Origin of the sequence: Emergencia timonensis, assembly GCF_900086585.1 — a bacterium.
GTDB classification, from domain to species: domain Bacteria; phylum Bacillota; class Clostridia; order Peptostreptococcales; family Anaerovoracaceae; genus Senimuribacter; species Senimuribacter timonensis.
Window position 1 is genome coordinate 281,590 of sequence record NZ_FLKM01000009.1, and the last position, 22,374, is coordinate 303,963.

The window sequence follows — 22,374 nt, forward strand, 5'->3', positions numbered from 1 at the left end:
GTGCAACATGTTAGAATATTTATCAGAACGCGGAAGAAAGTGGGTCAGAACACTGCCTCCACTCGTAAAAGCGCACTTTGACAACTTTTACAATATGTACGACAAAGAGAAGAATCCCAAGGGCCTGATCAACATGGGAACGGCTGAAAGCCATCTGGTCAACAATGAGATCTGTGATCTTCTCAGAAAGTCGGCGGAGCGGATGGATCTGACAGGATACAACATCCACTATAACAAGTTCGAGGGCAGCGACGAATTCCGTACAGCTATCGCAGAGCACTGGCAGAACATCATCTTTGGCGAGGATGCAGACGTCACGCTGACGAAGGACAATGTGGCTACCTGTGCGGGCTGCACGGTGGCGCTGGAGACGCTGGCTATGCTTTTGGCGGAGCCGGGAGATGTTTTCCTGATTCCTGCTCCGTACTATTCCAGCTTTGTAGACGACATCAACGAGCGTGCGGGCGTCATTCCTGTAGGCGTGTGGTGCGACGAAAAACTGGACCGCAACGCCTTTGAAGAGGCTTATGAGAAGGTCACAAAAGAGGGAAAAAGAGTAAGAGCCGTTCTCTTCTCTTCCCCTAACAACCCGATTGGTACGGTATATAAGAAGGAAGCTGTGCAGAACGTGATTGACTTTGCCATGGCGCACGATATCGATGTGATTTCTGACGAAATCTATGCGCAGACCGTCTTTGATCCGGAAGCTGAATTTATCAGCACCATGAAACTGGTTCCGGCATCCTACCGTCACAGAGTCCATGTGACCAGCAGCTTTGCCAAGGACTTCCTGTTATCCGGATTCAGAACAGGCATGTGCTTCTCCTTCAATGAGTGCATCATACAAGGATTTGCCTCCATCACCTATTATTCGTGTGTTTCTTCTCATACGCAATCCCTGCTGACTGCGATGCTGAAGTCACCGGAACTTTCCGGCATCATGGATCTTTCCAGACAGCGTCTGGCCAAGGCATACCACATCTTTGCTGATGGTCTTGCAGCTATCGGTGTGCCGACCATGAAAGCACAGGCAGGAATCTTCGTTATGGCCGATTTCTCCGCCTACATGGAAAAGGATGAATTCGAAGTGGAACACGTACTGTGGGAAAAGATCTACAATGATCTCATGATTAACGTTTCCCCGGGACAATTATTCGGATATAACGAGCCTGGCTGGTTCCGCGCCTGCTACGCCTTTGACGAGGATACGGTGCATGAAGCGTGCCGCAGACTGGCGACCTTAAAGAAATAGAAAAAGATAGAATTTATGAAAAGCTCTCTAGGGGAATGACTCAGGAGAGCTTTTCTTTTTGATTATGCAGGAAATATCGATGGAATCGATATTGACGGAACATCAAAGAACGTACCTTGAGAAGAGTCGCCCCCTGTGGGCGACATAGGGAAATAGGAATCTTGAAGCCCTAGCCTGATTTACTTTTAGTAAATCGTTGGCAGGTCTCATGCGAAAAGTCCCCAAATCTCGATTTGGCGGACTTGACCGCTCGATTCCGTCATTTCCAAGTTTTTTTAAAAGGAGAGAGAACCATGCATGTAAAGATGAACGACTATGTAGCAATAGAAAACAAGCAGACCTACATTACGGAAAATCCACTGGCGGAGGTACAGCTGCCTATCGACTGCGGTGAGGGGATCAATATCCTGCAGATTCCAACGCGCTGGATGGAGACGATTACAGATTTGGACCTGGAGCGCGTCAGGACTTATCCGCACACGCCCGAACTGAAGGAGAAGATTGCAGCGTATTGGCAGGGCTGTGCAGACGTCAGCCGAGATTGTGTTTTCATCACGGAAGGTTCCATGGATGGCATTCGCATTGCCTGTCGCCTCTTTGTGGAAAGAGGGGATCGGGTTCTCGGCAACATGCCCACTTTTAATGCGGCGGAGAGCGAAATCAAACTGAGCGGCGCGGCCTATGACGGCGTGCAGCTGGCGCCGGAGAATAACTATGCCTTTGATTGCGATGTTTTTTTGCAGAGACTGGACAGTCGGCATAAGATGGTATTCGTCGACAATCCCAATAATCCGACGGGGCAGGTCATCCCCTTAGCAGAAATCAGGCGAATCGCCTCTGCGGCGGCGCATCTCGGCATCGGGGTGGTCGTCGATGAAGCCTATGGGGACTACATGGTAAAGGAAAATTCTGCTATCAACCTGCTGGACGATTTTGATAACGTAGTGGTCCTCCGCACTTTCTCGAAGGGCTTCGGTCTTGCGGGCATGCGGATCGGCTACTGCCTAGCAAGCGACGGTGAACTGGCCAGGGCGCTGTCAAAGGTGACTGACGCTTACAGCGTATGCGTTTTTTCCCGTTTGATGGCGCTGGCGGCGCTGGGAGACTTGGATTTTTTGCAGCAGGTAAATGAGAAAGCAAAGGAATTGAAAGACAGATTGCGAGCGGAACCTTGGCGGAATTTGACTGTTTCTGCTACAGGTGAGCAGGTGCCCATCATGCTGCTGAGCCACAGGGATTCTGAAATGGATCTGGCGGCGACACTGGCGGAGCGCGGAATCAAGGCCATCTCCGGTCTGGAGTTCAGCGGACTTTCGAAGAACAGCGTCAGATTCCGCATCCCGCAGGAGAAGGATTTGGCTGAAGTGATGGGTGCACTGCGGGAGGTTGATGGAGAGTAGAATTTTTATTGTGGGATATTGTGAATGCCCACGTTTCATCGTAAAAAGCGATGGCAGTACATCAGGGCAAACCCATGAAAAGCCTCGCGCCTTCATTTTCATTTTACTGATCTTTTCTTGCACTTTTTTTGATTATTGTAAACCAATGTGCCTTCATTTTTATATTTCGGCTTTATACTTGCGCACGGATGAAAAATCTGTTTGCTTTTCAAACCATCTGCCCTTTTATTTAACATGTTCTGCGCGATTTATTCCATATAATGAGTTATATGGAAGTATTTGTAAAGAAAAATCGAGTATTTGCAAAGGGAGGTGTGCAAGTAAATATGAAAAAAACAAAAATGAAGGCGGAAATGAAGGCGTAGGCAGCGTTTTATGCCATCATGCCCTTCTTTTTTAGAAATGAAGGCGCGGTACTCACGGTCATTTACGAAGATGTCAGAGATGGGAGGACGCAAGCAATGAAAGGATTTGCTGTAGAAGAGAGATATATTCGCTCTGAACAGAAAAATCAGATTTCATTCTACAGCGATAAGTAGTATAATAACCTTATACATACGTAAGGAGGCATTAGAGAATGAAACTACTATTTGTCATTATATCCAAAGAGGATGTGGACCAGGTGATTTCTGGATTAAATAAAGAAGGATTCAGAGCGACGAAGATTGCTTCTTCCGGCGGCTTTCTCAAGAAAAAAAATGTGACTTTGATGATCGGTGTGCAGGACGATCAGATGAACGCGGTCATCGACATCGTCAAGGGCATCTGCCACGAACGACAGACGGTGGAAGTCAACATGCCAATCTTTTTCCCGAATGGAATGAACGAAGCCAGCTTTTCCGGCTACCCAGAGACAGTAGAAGTGGGCGGTGCCATCATCTTTGCCGTCGATGTGTCGCATTATGAGAAGATTTGAATGAGTAGAACGATTTAGAGGAGCGGACATTTTTTATGATGCCCGCTTTTTGTTTAGTCGGTATCAATGGCGCTGGAAAATCCAGCCTGCTTGACGCATTGGTGGTTGCATTAGGGAGCTATATAGCAGGCTTTGATGGACTACCATCTAATGGCATACACGCAGACGATGCACATCGCAAAATGTTTGAGCTTGGCAGCAGAATAGATGCTGAACCGCAGCTTCCGGTGGAACTTGATACCCTGGCTCATATTGATGAAGTTGATATGCACCTTCATCCAGAATGGCAGAAACGAATCATGGATGACTTACATTATATTTTTCCAAAGGTGTAATTCATCGTCACGACACATGCGCCGAGTGTTTTAGCGAATGTCAAAGATGAACACATATTACTGCTGGATAATTATAAAGTTTATATACCAAATAATACCACATATGGAAGAGACATTGAGGCTATTTTAAGAGAAATCATGCAAGTGGAGATCTGCCCCCAAAAGATACTAGGTTTGAAAGAAGCTTTTTATGATGCCCTGACGAAGGAGGATTATGGAAAAGCAGAAAATTACCTTGATCAATTGGCCGATATTCTTGGGGAGAAAGATGCTGATGTTGTTCAGGCGAGAATTTCCTATGATTTAGAACAGATTTAGTTAAGGTAGCAGAAAATGATTTCAATTAAAAAAGGAGTTGAACCTGATAGCTTGCGTTATTATCGCAGAACACCTGGCGCTAATTTTGACGGTCTGGACAAAACGGAGTTAAGAGAAAGACTACTAGAAGAGCAGGGGCATTTATGCGCATATTGTATACAGCGGATTACAGGAAAAGGTGCGGTGAAAATTGAACACTATGAAAAAAGAACAACTGAAAACCAATTGGAATACAAAAATCTGCTAGCAGTGTGTTCTGGAAACGAAACATTGAAATCGCAGAATGGCAGAGTTGTAGTCATATTCTTCAAAGCAGTTAGTTCAGATTGGCTAACTGCTTTTTGTTAACTACAAGACGGACATCGGATAAAAAAATTAAAAATACCCTATTGACCCTCACGGTGCGTGATAGATTAGAGTGTTCTTATCAGGAATAAGGAGGAAAGAGACTGCGATGAAGACGGTGAAGGAGATATCAGAGATGACAGGAATCAGCGTGCGCACGCTTCATTATTACGACGAGATCGGGCTGCTGCGGCCCACAGCAAAGAGCGAGGCAGGATACCGGCTTTATGACGATAAAGCACTGGAGATGCTGCAGCAGATATTGTTTTTCCGTGAATTCGATATACCCCTGAAAGAAATCAAAGCAGTCATGGAGAATCCTGCTCTTGAGAAAAATCAGATTCTGCTGATGCAGAGAAAAATGCTGGCTTCAAAAAAGGAGCGTCTGGAACGTCTGATTGCCAGCATTGACGAGATTCTGAAGGGAGAGAAGAAGATGGATTTCGAGGTATTTGGAAAAAGCGATATAGAAACTCTTTTTGAGCACACCCTTGAACATTTGCCGGAAAGCGCCAAAGAGGCTGCCATCAAAGAGTTCGGCAGTGTGGAGCAGTGGAAAGCACATTATATGGAGAGGGCTTCACAGGAAACCATGCAGAGGGGGTATCAGAAACTGGTAGAATGGTATGGGAGCAAAGAGGCGGCTCTCGATGCCGCTATGGCGCCGCCAAACCAGGAATTGGTTCAGGCTTGCCAGAAGCGTCTGGACGCGGTTTTAGAAAAACTCAACGAAAAGCGAAAGAGGGGCTGCCCCTTAGATTCCTTTGAAGTGAGGGAATCGGTCGGAGAGTACGAATTTGTCATGAAGCGCCTTTACCAGATGGAGGCAAAAGAAGGACTGGAACAGCTCATGCTGTCTGTGGCAGATAGCTATAGACATGAGATGGTAAGGCCCAAAACAGATGCCCAGTACGGGGAGGGTGCAGCGGAGTTTTTCGCCCAGGCGATTGCGTCATTCTATAAGAGAGCCTAATTTGAAGGTCAAAAAGGGAAATAGAAAGAGAAAGGAAAAGGAGCAAGTCGATTACGATTTGCTCCTTTTTTCGTGCTGCAAGCGGTTTCTCTTCAATCTGGTTACATGTATTGACAAAGGTAAATTTCATGCTATAATCTATATGACTAAAAGAATATAATTAGTCATATAGATTGGAGGGCTCACTATGCCAAGATTTAGTAACATGGAAAGAGAAAAGATCAGGGAAAAGCTGATGCAGGAAGGCGAGCGTCTATTCACCTCATTTGGGCTAAAGAAAGTGTCCATTGATGAAATTGTTCAGGCTGCCGGGATTGCAAAAGGCTCATTTTACTCATTTTACACGAATAAAGAACACCTTTATATGGATATCTCTGGAAACCTGCAGCAGAAGATGTGGCGCGAAATGGATGAATTTCTAAACGAACACCGCACATTGCCGCCCAGAGAACTCTGCAAGCAATGTTTCCTCTGGATGTTTCATCAACTGGAACGTTATCCCATGCTGAAACAAGTAGATAACGAAACAGCAGAACACCTCTATCGCAAGCTTCCACCGGAAGTGCTTGCGGCACATACCCGGGACGACAGTCACGAACTGATTAAATTAGAGGAATATGGCATTCACTTTACATGTGGGATCGACATCGCAACAAAAACTCTGCAGACTCTTGCTGTCAGTCTGCTGAACCTGCAGCAGGATCAGACCGGGGATCGGCAGATTATCATGGAAATTATTTTGGATGGCGTGCTAAAGGAGATTGTAAGTGATGAAAGTAATTGATGTGCAGAATGTATATCTGAAATACAGGACAGCAAAGGAAGATACTATTCGGGGAATCAGTTTTGACGTCAAGCAAGGTGAAATCTTTGGTTTTCTGGGACCCTCTGGGGCTGGTAAAAGTACCATGCAAAAAATATTGACAGGAACCCTCCGTGATTATCGCGGCAGTGTCCGCATTTTTGACACTGAAATGAAGCACAGGACCAGAGACTATTATGAAAATATCGGTGTGGATTTTGAATTCCCTAACTTTTATGAGAAGTTTACCGCTTTAGAAAATCTGCAGTATTTTGCTTCTCTTTATTCGGGCAGGACAGTGAATCCGTTAACTCTTTTGGAAAAAGTGGGCCTTCACCTTGACGCCGGCAAAAAGGTTTCCAGCTATTCAAAGGGCATGAAAATGCGGCTTGGATTTGTACGTTCTTTGCTGCATAATCCTAAGCTGCTTTTTCTCGACGAGCCGACCAGTGGCCTGGACCCTGCCAATGCAAGAATCGTAAAGGACATGATATTGGAACAAAAAGATTTGGGGAAAACCATCATATTAACCACCCATAACATGCATGATGCGGAGGAACTTTGTGATCGTGTTGCATTTATCGTCGGCGGTACAGTGAAGGCGGTCGACACGCCACATGCTTTGCGTAAGAGCAACGCTGATACACAGGTGGAATACAGCTATCTGTCTAATGGAAAAGAGCAGCAAAATGTCTGCCCTCTGTCCAAGCTGGCCAACGCAGAGGATTTTCAAGCTGCACTGGAAAAGGGTATTCTGACAAGTATTCATTCAAAAGAGCAGACCCTTGAGGATGTGTTCATATCGCTTACAGGAAGGGGATTGCAATGAGGTTTTTAAACGCTTTAAAGAATGACTTCCGTTTTCAAATAAAATACGGCTTCTATTTCCTGTATGCATTTTTCACTGTAGTCTATATCGCCGCACTGTTGATAACCCTATCAGAATATAAGACATTAGCAGCTTCTTTCATTATATTGACTGATCCTGCTATGCTGGGTATTTTCTTTATAGGAGGAATCTGGCTGCTGGAAAAGGGAGAGGGGCTGCATGGGTTTTGGTGCATTTCACCCCTTCGTCCCATTGAGTACATATTGGCCAAGGCCATATCACTGGCTGTTTTGTCAACTATTTCCGCTGATCTTATTGTCTTGATCGGTATGGGAGGCGCGGTTCACTTGGTACGGTTATCATTCAGCGTCTTCCTGGGTGCAGTTGTTTTTAATCTCATCGGCCTGATGATTGCATCCTATGCCCGTTCCGTAAACCACTATATGCTCATCGTCTGCCTCCCCACGGCCTTCCTATCAATGCCTCCGGTGCTGACGGCATTTGGAATAACCCATCCGCTATTGGAACTTTTTCCCGGGACGGCATTGTGGCATATGATTGCAGGCGCTATCGACGTGACGAGAAGTGTCAATAGCCTGGCGGCAATCGTGCTTATTCTCTGGCTTGGGCTGCTGTCTTATTTTGCAAATAAACGCATCGGCACGGCACTGCAATCAGAAGGAGGGCAGGGCGCATGAAACATACAGTGAAACTCTTTACAATTGGAATGAAACAAATCGCAAAAGACGGGATGCTGGCCGTCATGGTTCCGGCGCCATTTTTGATCGGACTGTTTTTTAAGTTTGCAATCCCGTTCATCAACTCGATATTGGTCAGGGAATTCTCTTTTTCCTTGATTCCTTGGTACGGTCTTGTAGATGGTATGCTAATCTGTCTGGCACCCATGTTTGCCGCCATGATTTCCGCATTTTTACTCTTAGAAGAAAGAGATGAAGGCATACACGCTTACTATCAAATCACCCCGGCAGAAGGGTATTCCTATCTATTTGCCCGCATCGGCTTGCCAATGATCGGGGCGTTTCTAATCACGATGGTCGTTGCGGCTTTTTTCAATATTTCTTCTTTATCTGCCGCAGTGATTCTTGCAAGCGCCCTTGTCAGCAGCTTTACGGGTATTTTCCTTGCCATGATGGTGGTTTCCCTTGCGGGAAACCGGGTGGAGGGCCTTGCAGCTTCCAAGCTGATGGGGATCAGCTTTGCTGGACTGATCTTGATCTGGTTTCTCCCAGCGCCATATTATTATGTGGTGTCATTCCTGCCTTCTTTCTGGGTTGGAAAGCTGATGACTGACGGGGCAGAGATCAGTTCTCTGTTATTCGGTCTGTTTACCTGTCTCCTGTGGATCACTTTTTTTACAAGAAAATTTTTGAAAAAGGTGTGATAATCACGTAGTGGACATTGTGTAAACCTTGGAATTTCAACAGATACAAAAAATATAAAAAAATTAGCACTCATCACTTGACAGTGCTAACAAAAGTGGTATAATAACAATTGTCAAAGGGATATAGAGTGAATAACAAACAGGCTGGTGCCTTTGGGGGTGCCCGCCAGAATATAAAGGAGGTATATGTTATGTTATTACCAAGCATTTTTGGAGAGAGATTATTTGACGACTTTATGGATTTTCCGTTCAGAGGAAAGATGGAAAACCAGATGATGAAAACCGACATCAAGGACGCAGGCGACCATTTTGAACTGATGATGGATATGCCGGGATTCAAGAAAGAAGATGTGAAGGCACAGCTGAAGGACGGTATGCTTACGATCGAAGCGAACACCAGCACAGCCAATGACGAAAAGGATGAAAACGGCAGATACATCCGTCGTGAGAGATTCACAGGTTCCTGCAGCAGAAGCTTCTATGTGGGAGAGAATGTAACACAGGAAGACATCAAAGCCAAATTTGAAGACGGCATTCTGAAAATCTGCGTGCCAAAAGTGGAGAACAAACCGCAGATTGAGGAAAACAAATATATTGCCATAGAAGGCTAATCGCCAGGGGCAAGAGATTAGAGATTTAAATATAGGGAACCATAGTAAATAGTACGGACCATCGCTCATCAACAAAGAGGAAGGATGGTCCGTTTTCTGTTTCTTCGAACCAAAACCAGGACGAACATGTCCTCTGTAACAAGGCGGCAGCCCCATTGAATAGAATGAATAGGTGTGATAGAATAAATGACAGAAAGCAGGTGATAAATTAATGAAAAAAGCCATCGTTTACAGGGTCTTCTTTTATGTTCTCGGCCTTCTGGTCATGGCCCTGGGGATTACCTTGAACACCAAATCTGGCCTTGGCGTATCGCCGATTATCTCGGTATCCTATTCTGTATCAGACATTTGCAATTTTAACTTCGGCAACGCCACCTTTGTTCTATATGGAACCTTTATCATCACAGAGATGGTCGTCCACCTACTTCATCATAAAAAGGTGGTGGCCTTGGAAGAGAATCCTTCCTCTCGCCTGAAGTTGGTCTTGCTGTTGGATTTGCTGCAGTTCCCTTTGAGCCTGGTGTTCACCAGGTTTATGAACTTATTTGCGGCCGTGATTCCTGATTTTCAGACCGCATACCCTGACAGTTTTGCCGGCAGCTTCTGGGCAAGGCTGATCGTACTGCTCATAGCCATTGTCTTTACAGGCATCGGCGCGGCGATGTCCCTGGATATGCGCCTGATCCCAAATCCGGCAGATGGACTTGTACAGGCGATAGCAGATCTGAGCGGCAAGACGCTGGGATTCATCAAAAACTGTTTTGATGGATTCAACATCCTTTTGACTGCTGTAATCAGTCTGCTCTTTGCCGGACATCTGATCGGCATCGGCCTGGGAACGATTTTGACCGTTATCGGCGTGGGACGTGTCATCGCACTGTTTAACCGCCTATTGGAGTCAAAGGTGACCGGAATGGCACAAGTCAATAAGATAGAGTGAATTTCCCCTGTCCAAACTCGTAAAAACATGTTACAATAGTTCCGACAAAATTTTAGAGTGTACGCCCCCAAGGGGTGACGCTACTGAAGGAGGAATGAAATATGGCTCCGAAACTGACGGAGAAAGAGAAGAACCAGCAGATCAAGAAGGAGGCGCTGATTTCAGCAGGCCTTTACATTGCCTTTTTTATCTGGTGGTATTTTACTGGGTACGGTATTGCAGAAAAGGGGGCGCCGGAGACTTACACCTATGTCCTGGGACTTCCCATGTGGTTTTTCTTAAGCTGCATCGTGGGATACGTGCTTTTTTCCATCGCTACGATCTTTGTCGTAAAGAAGTTCTTCAAGAATTTTGACCTTGGAGAAGAAGAGAAAGAGCAGGTGGAATGATGTCGTATACAGCAATTTTGATCACCGTCCTGGTGGTATATCTGATTTTTAATCTGGTGGCAGGGCTTTGGGTCAGCAACAGGCAGGCCAAGGCAGACGCCGGAAAAGGATTTATCAATAATTATTTTATCGGCGGCAGATCCATGGGCGGTCTGGTCCTGGCCATGACCCTGGTCGCCACCTTCACCAGCGCCAGCAGCTTTATCGGTGGGCCCGGCGTGGCATACGAGAAGGGACTTGTATGGGTTTATCTCTCCATGATCCAGGTGCCGACAGCATTCATCATTCTGGGCATCCTGGGCAAGAAGTTCGCTTTGATCTCTCGAAAGACAGGAGCCGTCACGGTGACTGATTATCTCAGGGCGAGATACAAGTCCAAGGTTGTGGTCTGGATTTCTTCCATCTGCCTGGTGCTGTTTTTCGTAGCGCAGATGATGAGCCAGTTTATCGGCGGCGCGGTACTGTTTCAGTCCATCACAGGCCTGCCATACATATATGGACTTGTGCTGTTTGGCGCTGTGGTCATCATCTATACTACGATTGGCGGATTCAAAGCGGTGACTACGACGGATACCATTCAGGGCATCATCATGGTCATCGGCGGTTTTATCATTCTCGCCACCATCGTGACCACTGCTGGCGGATTTGACTCCCTGATCGGGAAACTCAACGTGGCAAATCCAGATTGGGCGGACATCACCAGCGGCGGTTCTACGGCAAAGGCCTACGTCATGTCCTTCTGGGTTCTCGTGGGTGTCGGCGTGCTGGGACTTCCCCAGACGGCGGTGCGGGGCATGGGCTTCAAAGACACCAAAGCGCTGCACAACGCCATCATCTATGGAACCATCGTAGTCGGCTTCTTGATGCTGGTCATGCATATTTCCGGCGTCTTTGCTCCAGCGGTGCTGGCTCCAGGGGAGTTTGAAACTACAGATTACGTCGTGCCGGCCCTGGTGCTGAAATACATGAACCCTGTGGTAGCGGGGCTGTTCATCGCAGCGCCTTTGGCAGCGGTCATGTCCACGGTGTCTTCGCTGCTGATTCTGGCTTCGGCGGCCATCGTCAAAGACCTGTACATGAACTACATCGCAAAACCGGAGGCAAAGAAAGAACCGAAGTTCAACGGCAAAATCAAATGGATGTCCATCGGAACTACCTTTCTGATCGGTGTTATCGTGTTCATCTTTACTGTCTATCCGCCGGATCTGATCGTGTGGATCAATCTCTTCGCCATGGGAGGGCTGGAATGTGCCTTCTTCTGCCCGATCCTCTTCGGTCTGTACTGGAAAAGAGCCAACGGAACGGCGTGCATCTTGTCTGCGATCTGCGGCGTCGCAGCCTTTATCCTGATGAATACGTATGGTGTGTCCGTTTTAGGAACGTCGCCCATCGTGCCGTCCATCATCATTTCTGTGGCGTCCTTTGTCATCGGCGCTTTCATCGGCAAACCGGCAGATCAAAAGACTCTGGATCTGTTCTTTGCAGAATAGACAAAACATGCGGAATCCCTATCCAAAGATTAATTTAGCGGAACTGTCTTACTAACCAGTGGGACAGTTCCTTTTTGATATGTACCAGCAATCAGCCGAAGAAAGCCTGCAGCGGAACCGAAATATTTTCTTCGTGGATCTTTGGACAGAATGTCATACATTTTTTGATATGATAGCTATGCGCATTTAGGAATTGGATTTTCCTGATTATTCGTGCTAATATTCAGAATATAAGTAATATTACTCCGTTATTTAGCAGACAGGTTTGCGAATATTTTATTATAATGTAGAGGAGAACTTCCATATGAATAAGAGCATGAAAAAGACTTTTAAGAAGTCCCTTGTGATTCTTCTCGCCGTAGTTACCATGGTTGGCTTTGGAATGCCCGGATTATCATATTTTGATGCTTCGGGTAGCATGGGAATCTACTCTTTTGCGGCCGTAAAGACGGGCGGAGAGTACATCAAATCCATCAAAGGCAATACCATTACGACGAAAGACGGTCAGAAAGAAAAGTATAACACAGGTATGACCTTTGTATCCGGCGGCAGCGAAATTACCTATGCAAGTGCAAAGACCAAGGTCAAGGCTGGTAAATCAGTAAAAGTTTACAAACAGTATTTCAAACCGTATAAGAATATGATCTCCAGTTCAGATGACGGCGGAGCTGACGGCGCTCCTGGCGGCGGCACCGATACAGGCAACAAGTTCGGAAGCAGCACCAGCAAAATAGGAACGGCGAAGTTCCGCATCGGCTATTATATCACAAACGGCGGCATAGACGGCGATCTTTCCCTAGTAAAAGCAAAGAACAAGAGCGGAATATCCAGCCTCGTCGGAAAGACTTTGTCCCTGGGCAAAGGCGTTGTAGGCGGTACTGTGAAGACTTCCAAGAGCGGCAGAACGACCACCGTAAACAATCTCAAGGTCAATTCCTACAGCGATAACTTGAATCCGATTGTCGTACAGGGAACCAATTCCTCAAAGAAAACCTACGCTAAAATCAACAACGCAAAGATTAATCTGCTCGGTAAGAGCGACGGCAGCGGTACGGTGTGTGATTTCAGTGCTTGGGGCGCTGCAATTTCTACCTTTGACAACGCAAGTACCATTATAGACAAGGCGAACATACACACTACAGGCGTTGCCAGATGCGCGGTAGAGGGCGACGACGGTTCCGATACGTTGATTAAGAATTCAAAGATTAAAGTAGACGGCGGCATGCTATATGACGGATATATCAATTCGGCAGACACGGAGACTATGGTAGCGCCTCCTTGGGTACTGGGCATCGTTGGAAACGCAAGAGCAACTAATCTGCTGGGCGACAACTCCACCATGACCGTATACAATTCAAATGTATACGCAGCGAAATGGGGCGTATTGTCCACAGACGGCTGCAGCAACGTTGTGCTCAACGCCATCAACAGCAAAATCAACATGGATCTCAGCGGAGACGATCTGACAGAGGACAGCGGCTACGGCGCATACGCAATCGGAAGTGCAACAGAGAACTTCTACGGCTCAACCTTTAATGTACCGACCTATGCAGTTATTTGTGCCAATGGAGATAATGTTGTCAACTTCTTATCATCAAAAGGCAACATCCAGACCATGAAGTACAGCGATGCGAAAAAGGCATACGTCAAAGGACAGTATTCTTTCAAGGATTCACAGGTAAAAGATCAGAAGACTACAGTCAACTCAGAAAACTTTGGCGTCAGCGTGTGGGGCGGCGGAACCGTTAATGTAAAAGACGGCACTACCTTCAACACCGGCTCTGCGGCATTCCTGTTTAAGACAGGCGGCCAGCATACGGGAGCTGCGGTAAACATCGACAACGCGAAGATCAATACGGAAAACAACACACTGCTTCAGGTACTCGACAACGAGGATTCAGCGGCTACCGACCCGAATAACGAAGGCATGGTATTTGAAAACAAATACTATGAAGAAAAAGAAGGCTGGTTAGGACTTGAGAACGATACGCTGTACAAAGCAGGAAAAAATGATAAGGCGACAACAGAAGCAATCAATGTCACTAACGCAACACTCAGCGGCGACATCTACAATGGTTCTGGCTACAAGCAGATGGCTGCTGAACTGAATGTAACCTTAGGAAAAGGTGCGAACCTGACTGGAGCCATCAGCGCTTCTACAATCAAGCACACGACAGACGGCGGGAAGACACAGAATACGAATATTCCGATGTCAAAATACTATCAGTTCGGTCACGTAATCAATAAGGCATACTACAATGGTGCAAACGATGTCAATCTGACATTGACAGACGATGCGGTTTGGAACGTAAAGGACGAATCCATCGTTACGTCTTTGACAGTAGGCGCAAATGCAAAAATCAACGGTACTGTCTATGTAAATGGAACAAAGACGACGGTTGAGGCTGGCAAGACTTATACTGGCACAATCACAGTTAAACCTTTATAATCACAAAACGACAGACGGAGAAGCCCTCTGCTGGCGGATAGAGAATCCGGCAGCAGAGGGCTCTTTGCCGCAGTTTTTTATTTTTTCTTGTATCCGGTCATCTCCTGCTCTTCCAGGAATTTTATGTGATCCTCTGGGGTCATAAGTCCTTCATGATTGGGATAATAGTAACCGTACCAGAAGGAGAAGGGATCAACCCAGTTCTTTTCACGGATGAACCTGGCGCCTTCGGCGGCGTAGTCTTCTCCAAAGTATTCTTTCGTGATTTCTCCGATGCGGGACATCAGCTTTTCGTTCGGTTTGATGCTCCAGTCGGCATACTTTTCCTTCCAGGCTGCCTGCAGTTCAGTGATATCCCGTTCTTGATAAGTTTCTTCGTGAACCATGATTGACGGCGAATATTTTCCGGACACTGTACCCTTGTTTTTTCGATGGCCCAAAGATACCATGATGACAGGCAGCACCTGCTTGGGCAGGTTCAGCAATTCCGCAACCTGTTTTTGATTCGTAACGATGTTGCCGATGAGAACGGACCCCAACCCCTCCGCTTCTGCAGCCATGCACAGTGTTTGTGCGGCGATGGCTGCGTCCATGACGAACATGATAAAGCTTTCGTAGTCATACTGAATGTTTGGCAAAACGGAGCAGGACTGGGCAATACGGCGCTCACGGTGCAGGTCTACGCAGAAAACCAGATTGACAGGCGCTTTGCCGATAAATCCCTGCTTCCTGCACAGCTTGGCTAAGGTCTGTTTTTTCTCGGAATCTGTAACCTTGATGATAGAATAATTTTGGAATCCGCCTGACGATGGAGCGCAGACAGAAGCTTCCAGAAGCCGCTGGAGAACCTCTTCGTCAATTGGTTGATCGCTGAAATCTCTGCAGCTGTTTCGATTTTTCATCATATTTAAATAATTCATTTCTACCTCCGATATCATTCTTGTTTTACTTATCATAATTCTATTTTGCAAAAATGTCACTATGTAAATGACAAAAGAGAACGACAAAAACATATCATATCGATGGGCCTTGTGAATAGGATAGAATAGCAGGGGGAGATAGGATGAAAAAATCGATTTTGTTGATGATGATGATTGGAGTGATATTTCTTGGCACGGCCTGCGGCGCAGGCGCCAAATATGCCGATTACGGTATGAAAACCTTAATGGAGGCATCTACGGCGGATTGGGTAAAGACAATTGAAAAAGACTGTAAGATAACGGGATTTGGACGACCTTACGGTACAGTCAAGGAAACTTTGGACAAAGATGAAAAGAAAATGGTCTGGAGAGTGACCTTTGAAATTGATGAAGAAATTACCCAGGAGATGGTGGACGGATATGCGAAGTCCGTATGGGATGCCTGCGTAGAAGCAGACGGAGGCAGGATGCACAGCTGCAACGGTTATCTGTATGACGAGGCCTGGGATGCGGAGCGCAGCCAGATACCGCTGAACTATTACATTTGGTATTATACAGTAAACCATAAGGAGTTTCGTGTCGGCATCTATCCGACCAATCTGGAAGACGGTATACCAGGGGGGATTGTACTGAAGATAGAGCGATGGAATTACATAGAAAAAAAGGCTGGGAGCTGAAGAAAGCACCCGGCCTTTTTACTGCAGATAAAAGATTTTTATTCTAGTACTTTTAGATACTTTGACATTTTCAGTTCTCTTACTGCCATGACAATGGCGGTCAGTCCTGCCATAAAGTCGGCGATGGGACCGGCATAGAGAATCCCGTCGATACCGATCAGCATCGGCAGAACTACGATCAACGGCAAAAGGAAGATGATCTGCCTGGTCAGAGAGAGGAACATACCCTTTGTCGGTTTGCCGATGGCCGTGAAGAAATTAGAGGTAATCGGCTGCATGAAGTTCAGGAAGGTGAACAACAAGAAAATCCGGAAGTAGCTGACTGCAAATTGATAGTACTCCGCCGAGCCGTCTCCGAAAATGGAGATGATCTGTCTCGGCAGCAGTTGAAACATCAAGAAGGCGAAGACGGCGATGGCAAAACCGTAAGTAATCGCTTTTAAGTATGCTTTTTTCACCCGTGTGTAATTCTCCGCGCCGTAGTTAAAGCTGACAATAGGCTGCAGCCCCTGGGAAATTCCAATGGGGAAGGAGAAAAAGACCTGATTTACCTTCATGATGATGCCGGCACAGGCCAGGGGAATAGCTTCTCCATAGATGGACAAGGCGCCGTAATAAGTCAGGGATTTATTGAGCACGATTTGAACGACCATCATGGCAATTTGATTGGTGCAAGGTGCGGCTCCCAACGAGAGGATTCTCTTTACATACTGCCACTTGATCTTCAGGTGTTCTTTTGTCAGTTCTACGGTTCTGCAATGGCGAAGGTAGTGAATGGCCATAAGGCCAGAGAGCATCTGCCCGATGATGGTAGCTGCGGCAGCGCCGGCCATACCCCAGTGAAAACCGAAGACGAATACGGCGTCAAGTACGGTGTTGACTACCGCGCCTGCCAGATTACAGACCATGGCGAAACGAGGATTGCCGTCCGCGCGGATCAAGTGACCGCCGCCGGCAGCCAGGATTAAAAAGGGAAAACCCAGTGAGGTAATGCGCGTGTAAGTTTTGGCATATCCCAGGACATTGTCCGGTGAACCGAAGAAACGCAGCATTGGTTCCAGGAAAAGCTGTGTGATGAGACAGAGCGCCGTACCGCATATTACGATCATCATGATAGAATTGCCAATGTAATGAGCGGCTTCTTCTTTTTCCCTTCTTCCCATAGCCAAATTAAAAGCGGAAGCGCCGCCGATACCAAACATCAAGGCAATGGCGATGCAGGAGATGGACAGGGGAAAGGCGATATTGGTCGCCGCATTTCCCAGTTCTCCTACGCTGCGGCCGATAAAGAACTGATCGACGATGTTATATAAAGCGCTGACCAGCATGGCGATGATGCTGGGTACTGCAAATTTCTTCAGCAATGAATCAATGGGTTCAGCGCCCAAAGGATTTTTTACGACTGTTTCTTTCATTAACTCATCTCCTTTTTTATGTTATCTGTCATGCGGATGAGAATTTGATATGCCATATCCCGTTCTTCCTCATTCATTCCAGACATCAGAATTTCATTCCACTGGTCCAGAGCCTTCATGATACAGGGCTCCGCTGCCAGACTTTTGGGTGTCAAAGAAATCCTGTTGCAGCGTTGATCCGTCTGATCCTTTTCTTTGTGGATAAACCCCTTCTCTTCAAGAGAACGGATTGCCCTTGCGACAGCGGATTTATCTAAGAAGAGCCGGCTTGTCAGGTCATCCTGGGTGAGGGCGTCGTCATCATAGAGGATCAACAGAATCGAATACTCTGATGTAGAAATGTCCAGTGGTTTCAGCACAGAACTCAAAAAAATCTGATTTTTCCTATATAAGATCGATATGAATCGACCGATTCGCGTTTGCATAAACAGTACACACTCCTAAATAAAAATTAGTTGACCATGCAACTAATCCAGTATACTATCTTTCTTTTTAAAATACAACCGTTATTTTTCAGACCGTATAATGAGCGATTGTTTTTATGATATTAGTGTGATAAAATATGGAAAATGAACGAATTAGGAGTAAGTGGTGAAAGCAGTCATCATGGTGTGTTTATGACAACGAATCTTGCAGCAAATATAGAAAATACCAGCAAATTAGTCCTGACCGCTGAAGAATTATACAAGACGATTCCCTGTGGAATTATCTGGTGTTCTGTGGAAACAGAGCCGAAAATCCTGTTTTGCAACGAAAAAGCCGCATCTTATATGGATTATGCCGACAAGGAGGAGATTGAAGAAGGAACCGGCCTTCTTCCTTTTATACAGGCAGATGACAGAGCGCTGTTTCTACAGAGGATTCAGGAGAAAACCCAATCGGGAAGTCTGGAAATCAAGATGAAGGGAGCCAGGGGCAGCTGCAGATGGCTGTCACTGACCTTTCAGTTTTTTACCATATCATCAGAAAAAAGTGCGGCGCAGATTTGTCTGACTGACATTTCGGAAAGAAGGTTATATCAGGATATCGCCAATGAAGTGGCCGACGGTATCTATATCATTGACAGCAAAACCTATGATCTCTTGTATGCCAACGAAGCTGCGGGCCTATTTCTGCAGGAGTCAGAGATGCCGATGGGCAGAAAATGCTACAAAGTTCTGCAGAATATGGATGGTCCCTGTCCGTTCTGCACATTGCATGCAGGAGTTGCGGAAGGAGAAAGCCATGAGATGTACGCGCCGCATACGGGTAAAACCTACGCTACAAAAATCAGAAATATAGAGTGGCACGGCACGCCGGCTTTTGTCAAATACGTTACTGACATCACAGAGGAAAAAGAAAAACAGAAAGAGAAAGATCGTCTGGAGGTTTACTATCAGACCTTGATTAAACACCTGCCGGGCGGGTTAGTAATGACCACGTACAGAGACGGCAACTTTTATCCTGAATTTTTCTCGGAGAAATTTGCTTCGATGATGGAGATGACCGTCCAAGAGGCCTTTGATTTCTATCAATTGGGCATTGAATCGAGAATTCATGTGGAAGAGAAAGAGGAAACGCTGAAAACGATCCGCTACCACATGGAAAAGAAGACGGATTCTTGGGAATGTGTATATCGGCTGCAAAAAGCAGACGGCAGTTATATATGGCTGAGAAATATTTCCAGCCTGATTATAGAAGATGGCAAAATCAAAATTTATGCTGTCTGCAGCGATGTAACTCAAGATATGAAGAGTCAGCAGGAGCTGAGACAGAAATACAACGATATGTTGTTTAATCACTACAAGTCTATTGCGCCGAACGAAATCATTTCCGGACACTGTAACGTGACGAAGGACGTGATTATCGATATCACAGATACCACGAAAAATGATTTGCTCGACCACTTTGGATATAATCGAGACGACTTTTTCACTGGTGTTGCAGGCTTTATCGTCGATGAGGGAGAACGACAGCAGTTCTTGGACAAGTTTCTGACAAAACCTATGGCCAAGGCATATGAGAGGGAAGAGACTAAGCATGAATTGGAATGTTTTGTCCAATTGCCCAATGAGAGCAGAGGCAGATACGTCCATGTCAACGTCATCCTGATCAGCTCGCCGGAGACGGGGGATGTCATGGGGTTTTTGTCTGTGCTCGATACGACAGAGAGGAAGATTTCCAGCGAACTTTTCCTGCGTCTTGCAAAAGTCAGCTACGACTTCATCGCAGATGTGGATTTAAGAGAAGACCGGTATAAAATGGTCTCTGTCAATGAAAGGTCCAGTTCTATTCCTTTTGAGGAGGGAAGTTTTATAGAGGAGGCCAGAGCGTCGCTGTACAAAGAGGTGCTGCCAAAAGATCTGCAGCTCTGCCAGGCCTTTTTGGACTACGGATATATTACCAGTCGGCTGCAGAAAGAGGATTCCTATTCTTTCCATTATTCACTGACAGATGAGGAGGGAAACGTCAGAACGAAGAACATGCTGGTCTTTTCCACAGACAAGAAATTAGACAGAATCTGTCTGGCTCGTGTGGATGTGACGGAATCTGTCCGCGAGCAGCAGGGGCTTCTCAACATGTTGGCATACACCTTTGAGCTGGCAGGTTTTCTCGATGTGACCACGGATCACTTTGTCATGTACACCAGAAAAAGCGTGCTGCAGAATCTGGCGCCGTCCAGTTTTGACAGCTTTCGCGAGCTGATTGACGACGTGATCGAGAAGTACTGCGAGGAAGCAGAGCGAGAGGAAATGCACAGGCAGCTATCAAAAGAAGTGATGCTGCATCGTCTGCAGGAAACCGCGGAAGGTTACGACCTGACCTTTCGTCTGAACTATCGCGACAGAGTCACCCATAAGCAGTTTAACATATTGTGGGGCGACGAAAGTCACAAGACGATCTGCCTGGTCCGTGCTGACGTAACCGATGTGGTGACGAGGGAGCAGCAGTCGCAAGAAGATCTAAAAAGCGCTCTCGCCCTGGCCCAGGAGGCCAATCAGGCGAAGAGTGATTTCCTATCTTCCATGAGCCATGACATTCGAACACCGATGAATGCTATTATCGGCATGACTGATTTAGCTGTGGCAAATAGAGATAATCCAGAGCAGATTGACGAGAGCCTCTCTATTATCAAAAACTCTTCTGAACATCTGCTGAGGTTGATTAACGATATTTTGGATATGAGCAGAATTGAAAGCGGCAGGATGGTTTTGGCCAAAGAAGTTTTTAATGTGAAAAACGAGATGGACAAACTGGCTGTCCGCTTCCGGGCCTTGGCCGAAAAGAAAGGGTTGGTCTTTACATATGGTTTGGATCTCCGTCACGAAGACTGTATCGGAGATTTGCTTCGTTTGACCAAGATTCTGGAAAATCTTCTGGGCAATGCCATTAAGTTTACTGCGCCTGGAGGCAGAGTATCCCTCGGTATTACAGAGCTCCCCGCCAGAGACGGCAAGCGGATCGGATGGTACCGCTACGTGATTGCGGATACTGGTATCGGGATAGAAAAAGAAAATCTGGCCCATATCTTTGAGCCTTTTTACCGCACAGAGAGTTCAACCATCAGCCGCACGGAGGGTTCCGGACTGGGGCTTTCTATCGTGAAAAACATCGTCGACTATAAAGGCGGCACCATCGACGTAAAAAGCGCGCCGGCGAAAGGCACCACTTTTTATGTAGAACTGCCGCTTCATTTTGCTGACGACCTTGCTGAATCGCAGACTTCCAAGCGACCAAAGGAGATAACCTCCGTCGATCTTTCCGGCATTCGAATTCTTTTGGTGGAGGACAACGAAATCAATCAGCTGATAGCGACCAGGATTTTGGAAAACGCAGGCGTATCAGTGGCCGTTGCTTCTAATGGAAAAGAGGGAGCAGAGATTTTTATGACCAGCGAAGAGGGCCGATTTGACATCATCATGATGGACATTCAAATGCCCGTCATGAACGGGTACGACGCGGCGAAGCGGATACGGACCAGCACCCATCCGCAGGCACAGACCATACCGATCATCGCCATGACAGCCAACGTCTTCGCAGATGATGTGAAAAAATGCCTGGATGCAGGCATGGACGCCCATATTGCAAAACCGGTGGATACCAAAAAACTCTATGGCGTAATCAACGAGTACTGGGAAAATAGAAAACGTAAATAATAATGAAAAGGAGATAGATATTATGAAATTTGAGATTGCAAAGGAAGTCTTTGACTTGCTTCCGAACGCTTACTTCGGCGTCGTAGCTGTTAGGGGAATGGATAATCGAAAAGAGATTCCAGACCTGGAAGAGATGCTGCAGAAAAACATCGAGATCTGTGAAAAGGACTTTGAAGGCATCAAAGTGAAAAACGCAGAGGCCATCGCACCGTATAGAGATGCATTTAAGGCTATCGGCATCAACCCTAACCGTTATATGTGCTCTATTGAAGCGCTCCTGGACCGGATTGCAAAAGGCAAGGGATTTCCTCATATCAACGCTATAGTTGATTTGGGCAATGCGGTATCCATCAAATATCGGCTGCCAATCGGCGCTCACGACATGGCAACCATTGAAGAGGCGTTGGAAGTGCGTTATGCAAGCAGCGAGGATACCTTTATTCCCTTTGGTAATGGAGAGATGGAAAAGCCGGAGGAAAAGGAAGTGGTCTATGTATCTGGAAATCAGGTGAGAACTCGCCGTTGGACTTGGAGACAGAGCGAGATTGGAAAAATCACGGAAGAGACGTCCGACGTTTTATTCCCGATTGATGGATTTGCAGGCTTCAACAAAGAGAAAGTCGTCGCAGCGGCAGAAGAATTGGCCGCCCTGGCAGAGAAATATTTCGGCGTTAAGGCTTCCGTCGGTTATATTGATAAAGAACACCGTCTATTTGAAGTATAGTATTGACAATTTACGAAATTATGAGATAATTGTACTGTAGTACAGAAATGT

The 22,374-nt window shown here is 46.3% G+C and carries 24 protein-coding genes; 21 read left to right on the top strand and 3 right to left on the bottom strand.

What is annotated here, in order from left to right; all coding sequences use genetic code 11:
- Positions 1–7: 7 nt before the first annotated feature.
- From BN6539_RS12230 to BN6539_RS12310, 18 genes are all read left to right on the top strand, one after another.
- On the top strand, positions 8–1,252 hold the full coding sequence (locus BN6539_RS12230) for an aminotransferase class I/II-fold pyridoxal phosphate-dependent enzyme (RefSeq protein WP_067538865.1): 1,245 nt from the start codon (positions 8–10) through the stop codon (positions 1,250–1,252).
- Positions 1,253–1,545: 293 nt separating this feature from the next.
- Positions 1,546–2,652 (top strand): pyridoxal phosphate-dependent aminotransferase, encoded by a 1,107-nt coding sequence (locus tag BN6539_RS12235; RefSeq protein WP_067538871.1) that lies wholly within the window; start codon positions 1,546–1,548, stop codon positions 2,650–2,652.
- Positions 2,642–3,052, top strand: a complete 411-nt coding sequence (locus tag BN6539_RS12240) for a hypothetical protein (protein WP_067538875.1) — start codon at positions 2,642–2,644, stop codon at positions 3,050–3,052. The genes BN6539_RS12235 and BN6539_RS12240 overlap by 11 nt, the downstream gene beginning before the upstream one ends.
- Positions 3,036–3,191, top strand: a complete 156-nt coding sequence (locus BN6539_RS22765) for a hypothetical protein (RefSeq protein ID WP_207645098.1) — start codon at positions 3,036–3,038, stop codon at positions 3,189–3,191. Before BN6539_RS12240 ends, BN6539_RS22765 begins: the two co-directional genes overlap by 17 nt.
- Positions 3,192–3,229: 38 nt before the next feature.
- Entirely contained in the window at positions 3,230–3,568 is a 339-nt protein-coding gene (locus tag BN6539_RS12245; RefSeq protein WP_067538877.1) for a cyclic-di-AMP receptor, read from the top strand.
- A gap of 35 nt (positions 3,569–3,603) precedes the next feature.
- Positions 3,604–3,903 carry an ATP-binding protein gene (locus BN6539_RS12250; protein WP_067538880.1) on the top strand — a complete coding sequence of 100 codons (300 nt, stop codon included), beginning with the start codon at positions 3,604–3,606 and terminating at the stop codon, positions 3,901–3,903.
- Between the two features lie 174 nt (positions 3,904–4,077).
- Positions 4,078–4,221: a hypothetical protein gene (locus tag BN6539_RS12255; RefSeq protein ID WP_207645099.1), complete on the top strand. Its 144-nt coding sequence runs from the start codon at positions 4,078–4,080 to the stop codon at positions 4,219–4,221.
- A 15-nt stretch (positions 4,222–4,236) separates the two neighbouring features.
- The gene (locus BN6539_RS12260; protein ID WP_067538885.1) at positions 4,237–4,569 is read left to right on the top strand and encodes an HNH endonuclease family protein; all 333 of its coding nucleotides are present in this window, start codon (positions 4,237–4,239) and stop codon (positions 4,567–4,569) included.
- 106 nt (positions 4,570–4,675) lie between these two features.
- A complete protein-coding gene (locus BN6539_RS12265; protein WP_067538887.1) occupies positions 4,676–5,539 on the top strand; it encodes a MerR family transcriptional regulator in 864 nt (287 codons plus the stop codon).
- 187 nt (positions 5,540–5,726) lie between these two features.
- The gene (locus tag BN6539_RS12270) at positions 5,727–6,323 is read left to right on the top strand and encodes a TetR/AcrR family transcriptional regulator (protein ID WP_067538897.1); all 597 of its coding nucleotides are present in this window, start codon (positions 5,727–5,729) and stop codon (positions 6,321–6,323) included.
- A complete protein-coding gene (locus tag BN6539_RS12275; protein WP_067538900.1) occupies positions 6,310–7,170 on the top strand; it encodes an ABC transporter ATP-binding protein in 861 nt (286 codons plus the stop codon). The genes BN6539_RS12270 and BN6539_RS12275 overlap by 14 nt, the downstream gene beginning before the upstream one ends.
- On the top strand, positions 7,167–7,868 hold the full coding sequence (locus BN6539_RS12280; protein ID WP_067538903.1) for a fluoroquinolone export ABC transporter permease subunit: 702 nt from the start codon (positions 7,167–7,169) through the stop codon (positions 7,866–7,868). The genes BN6539_RS12275 and BN6539_RS12280 overlap by 4 nt, the downstream gene beginning before the upstream one ends.
- Positions 7,865–8,572, top strand: coding sequence for a hypothetical protein (locus BN6539_RS12285; protein ID WP_067538907.1), 708 nt, complete (start codon positions 7,865–7,867; stop codon positions 8,570–8,572). Before BN6539_RS12280 ends, BN6539_RS12285 begins: the two co-directional genes overlap by 4 nt.
- A 191-nt stretch (positions 8,573–8,763) precedes the next feature.
- Positions 8,764–9,183, top strand: coding sequence for an Hsp20/alpha crystallin family protein (locus tag BN6539_RS12290; RefSeq protein WP_067538909.1), 420 nt, complete (start codon positions 8,764–8,766; stop codon positions 9,181–9,183).
- Positions 9,184–9,394: 211 nt separating this feature from the next.
- Entirely contained in the window at positions 9,395–10,123 is a 729-nt protein-coding gene (locus tag BN6539_RS12295; protein WP_067538912.1) for a YczE/YyaS/YitT family protein, read from the top strand.
- Positions 10,124–10,224: 101 nt separating this feature from the next.
- The gene (locus BN6539_RS12300) at positions 10,225–10,512 is read left to right on the top strand and encodes a YhdT family protein (RefSeq protein WP_067538916.1); all 288 of its coding nucleotides are present in this window, start codon (positions 10,225–10,227) and stop codon (positions 10,510–10,512) included.
- Positions 10,509–12,002 carry a sodium/pantothenate symporter gene (panF, locus tag BN6539_RS12305; RefSeq protein WP_242869408.1) on the top strand — a complete coding sequence of 498 codons (1,494 nt, stop codon included), beginning with the start codon at positions 10,509–10,511 and terminating at the stop codon, positions 12,000–12,002. Before BN6539_RS12300 ends, panF begins: the two co-directional genes overlap by 4 nt.
- A 304-nt stretch (positions 12,003–12,306) precedes the next feature.
- Entirely contained in the window at positions 12,307–14,451 is a 2,145-nt protein-coding gene (locus BN6539_RS12310; protein ID WP_067538921.1) for a hypothetical protein, read from the top strand.
- Between the two features lie 77 nt (positions 14,452–14,528).
- Here the strand turns inward: BN6539_RS12310 and BN6539_RS12315 are convergent, their stop codons facing one another.
- Positions 14,529–15,371 carry a nitroreductase family protein gene (locus BN6539_RS12315; protein ID WP_067538925.1) on the bottom strand — a complete coding sequence of 281 codons (843 nt, stop codon included), beginning with the start codon at positions 15,369–15,371 and terminating at the stop codon, positions 14,529–14,531.
- A 143-nt stretch (positions 15,372–15,514) separates the two neighbouring features.
- On the opposite strand from BN6539_RS12315, the gene BN6539_RS12320 reads away from it, so the two are divergent.
- Positions 15,515–16,048, top strand: a complete 534-nt coding sequence (locus BN6539_RS12320; protein WP_067538928.1) for a hypothetical protein — start codon at positions 15,515–15,517, stop codon at positions 16,046–16,048.
- 38 nt (positions 16,049–16,086) lie between these two features.
- Here the strand turns inward: BN6539_RS12320 and BN6539_RS12325 are convergent, their stop codons facing one another.
- Positions 16,087–17,463 (bottom strand): MATE family efflux transporter, encoded by a 1,377-nt coding sequence (locus BN6539_RS12325; protein WP_067538930.1) that lies wholly within the window; start codon positions 17,461–17,463, stop codon positions 16,087–16,089.
- Positions 17,463–17,822, bottom strand: coding sequence for a MarR family winged helix-turn-helix transcriptional regulator (locus tag BN6539_RS12330; RefSeq protein WP_242869447.1), 360 nt, complete (start codon positions 17,820–17,822; stop codon positions 17,463–17,465). The genes BN6539_RS12325 and BN6539_RS12330 overlap by 1 nt, the downstream gene beginning before the upstream one ends.
- Positions 17,823–18,032: 210 nt before the next feature.
- Between BN6539_RS12330 and BN6539_RS12335 the strand changes: the two genes are divergently transcribed.
- Both BN6539_RS12335 and BN6539_RS12340 read left to right on the top strand, forming a co-directional pair.
- The gene (locus BN6539_RS12335) at positions 18,033–21,599 is read left to right on the top strand and encodes an ATP-binding protein (RefSeq protein WP_082907504.1); all 3,567 of its coding nucleotides are present in this window, start codon (positions 18,033–18,035) and stop codon (positions 21,597–21,599) included.
- A gap of 22 nt (positions 21,600–21,621) precedes the next feature.
- Positions 21,622–22,323, top strand: a complete 702-nt coding sequence (locus tag BN6539_RS12340; protein ID WP_067538937.1) for a B3/B4 domain-containing protein — start codon at positions 21,622–21,624, stop codon at positions 22,321–22,323.
- The last annotated feature ends 51 nt before the right edge of the window (positions 22,324–22,374 follow it).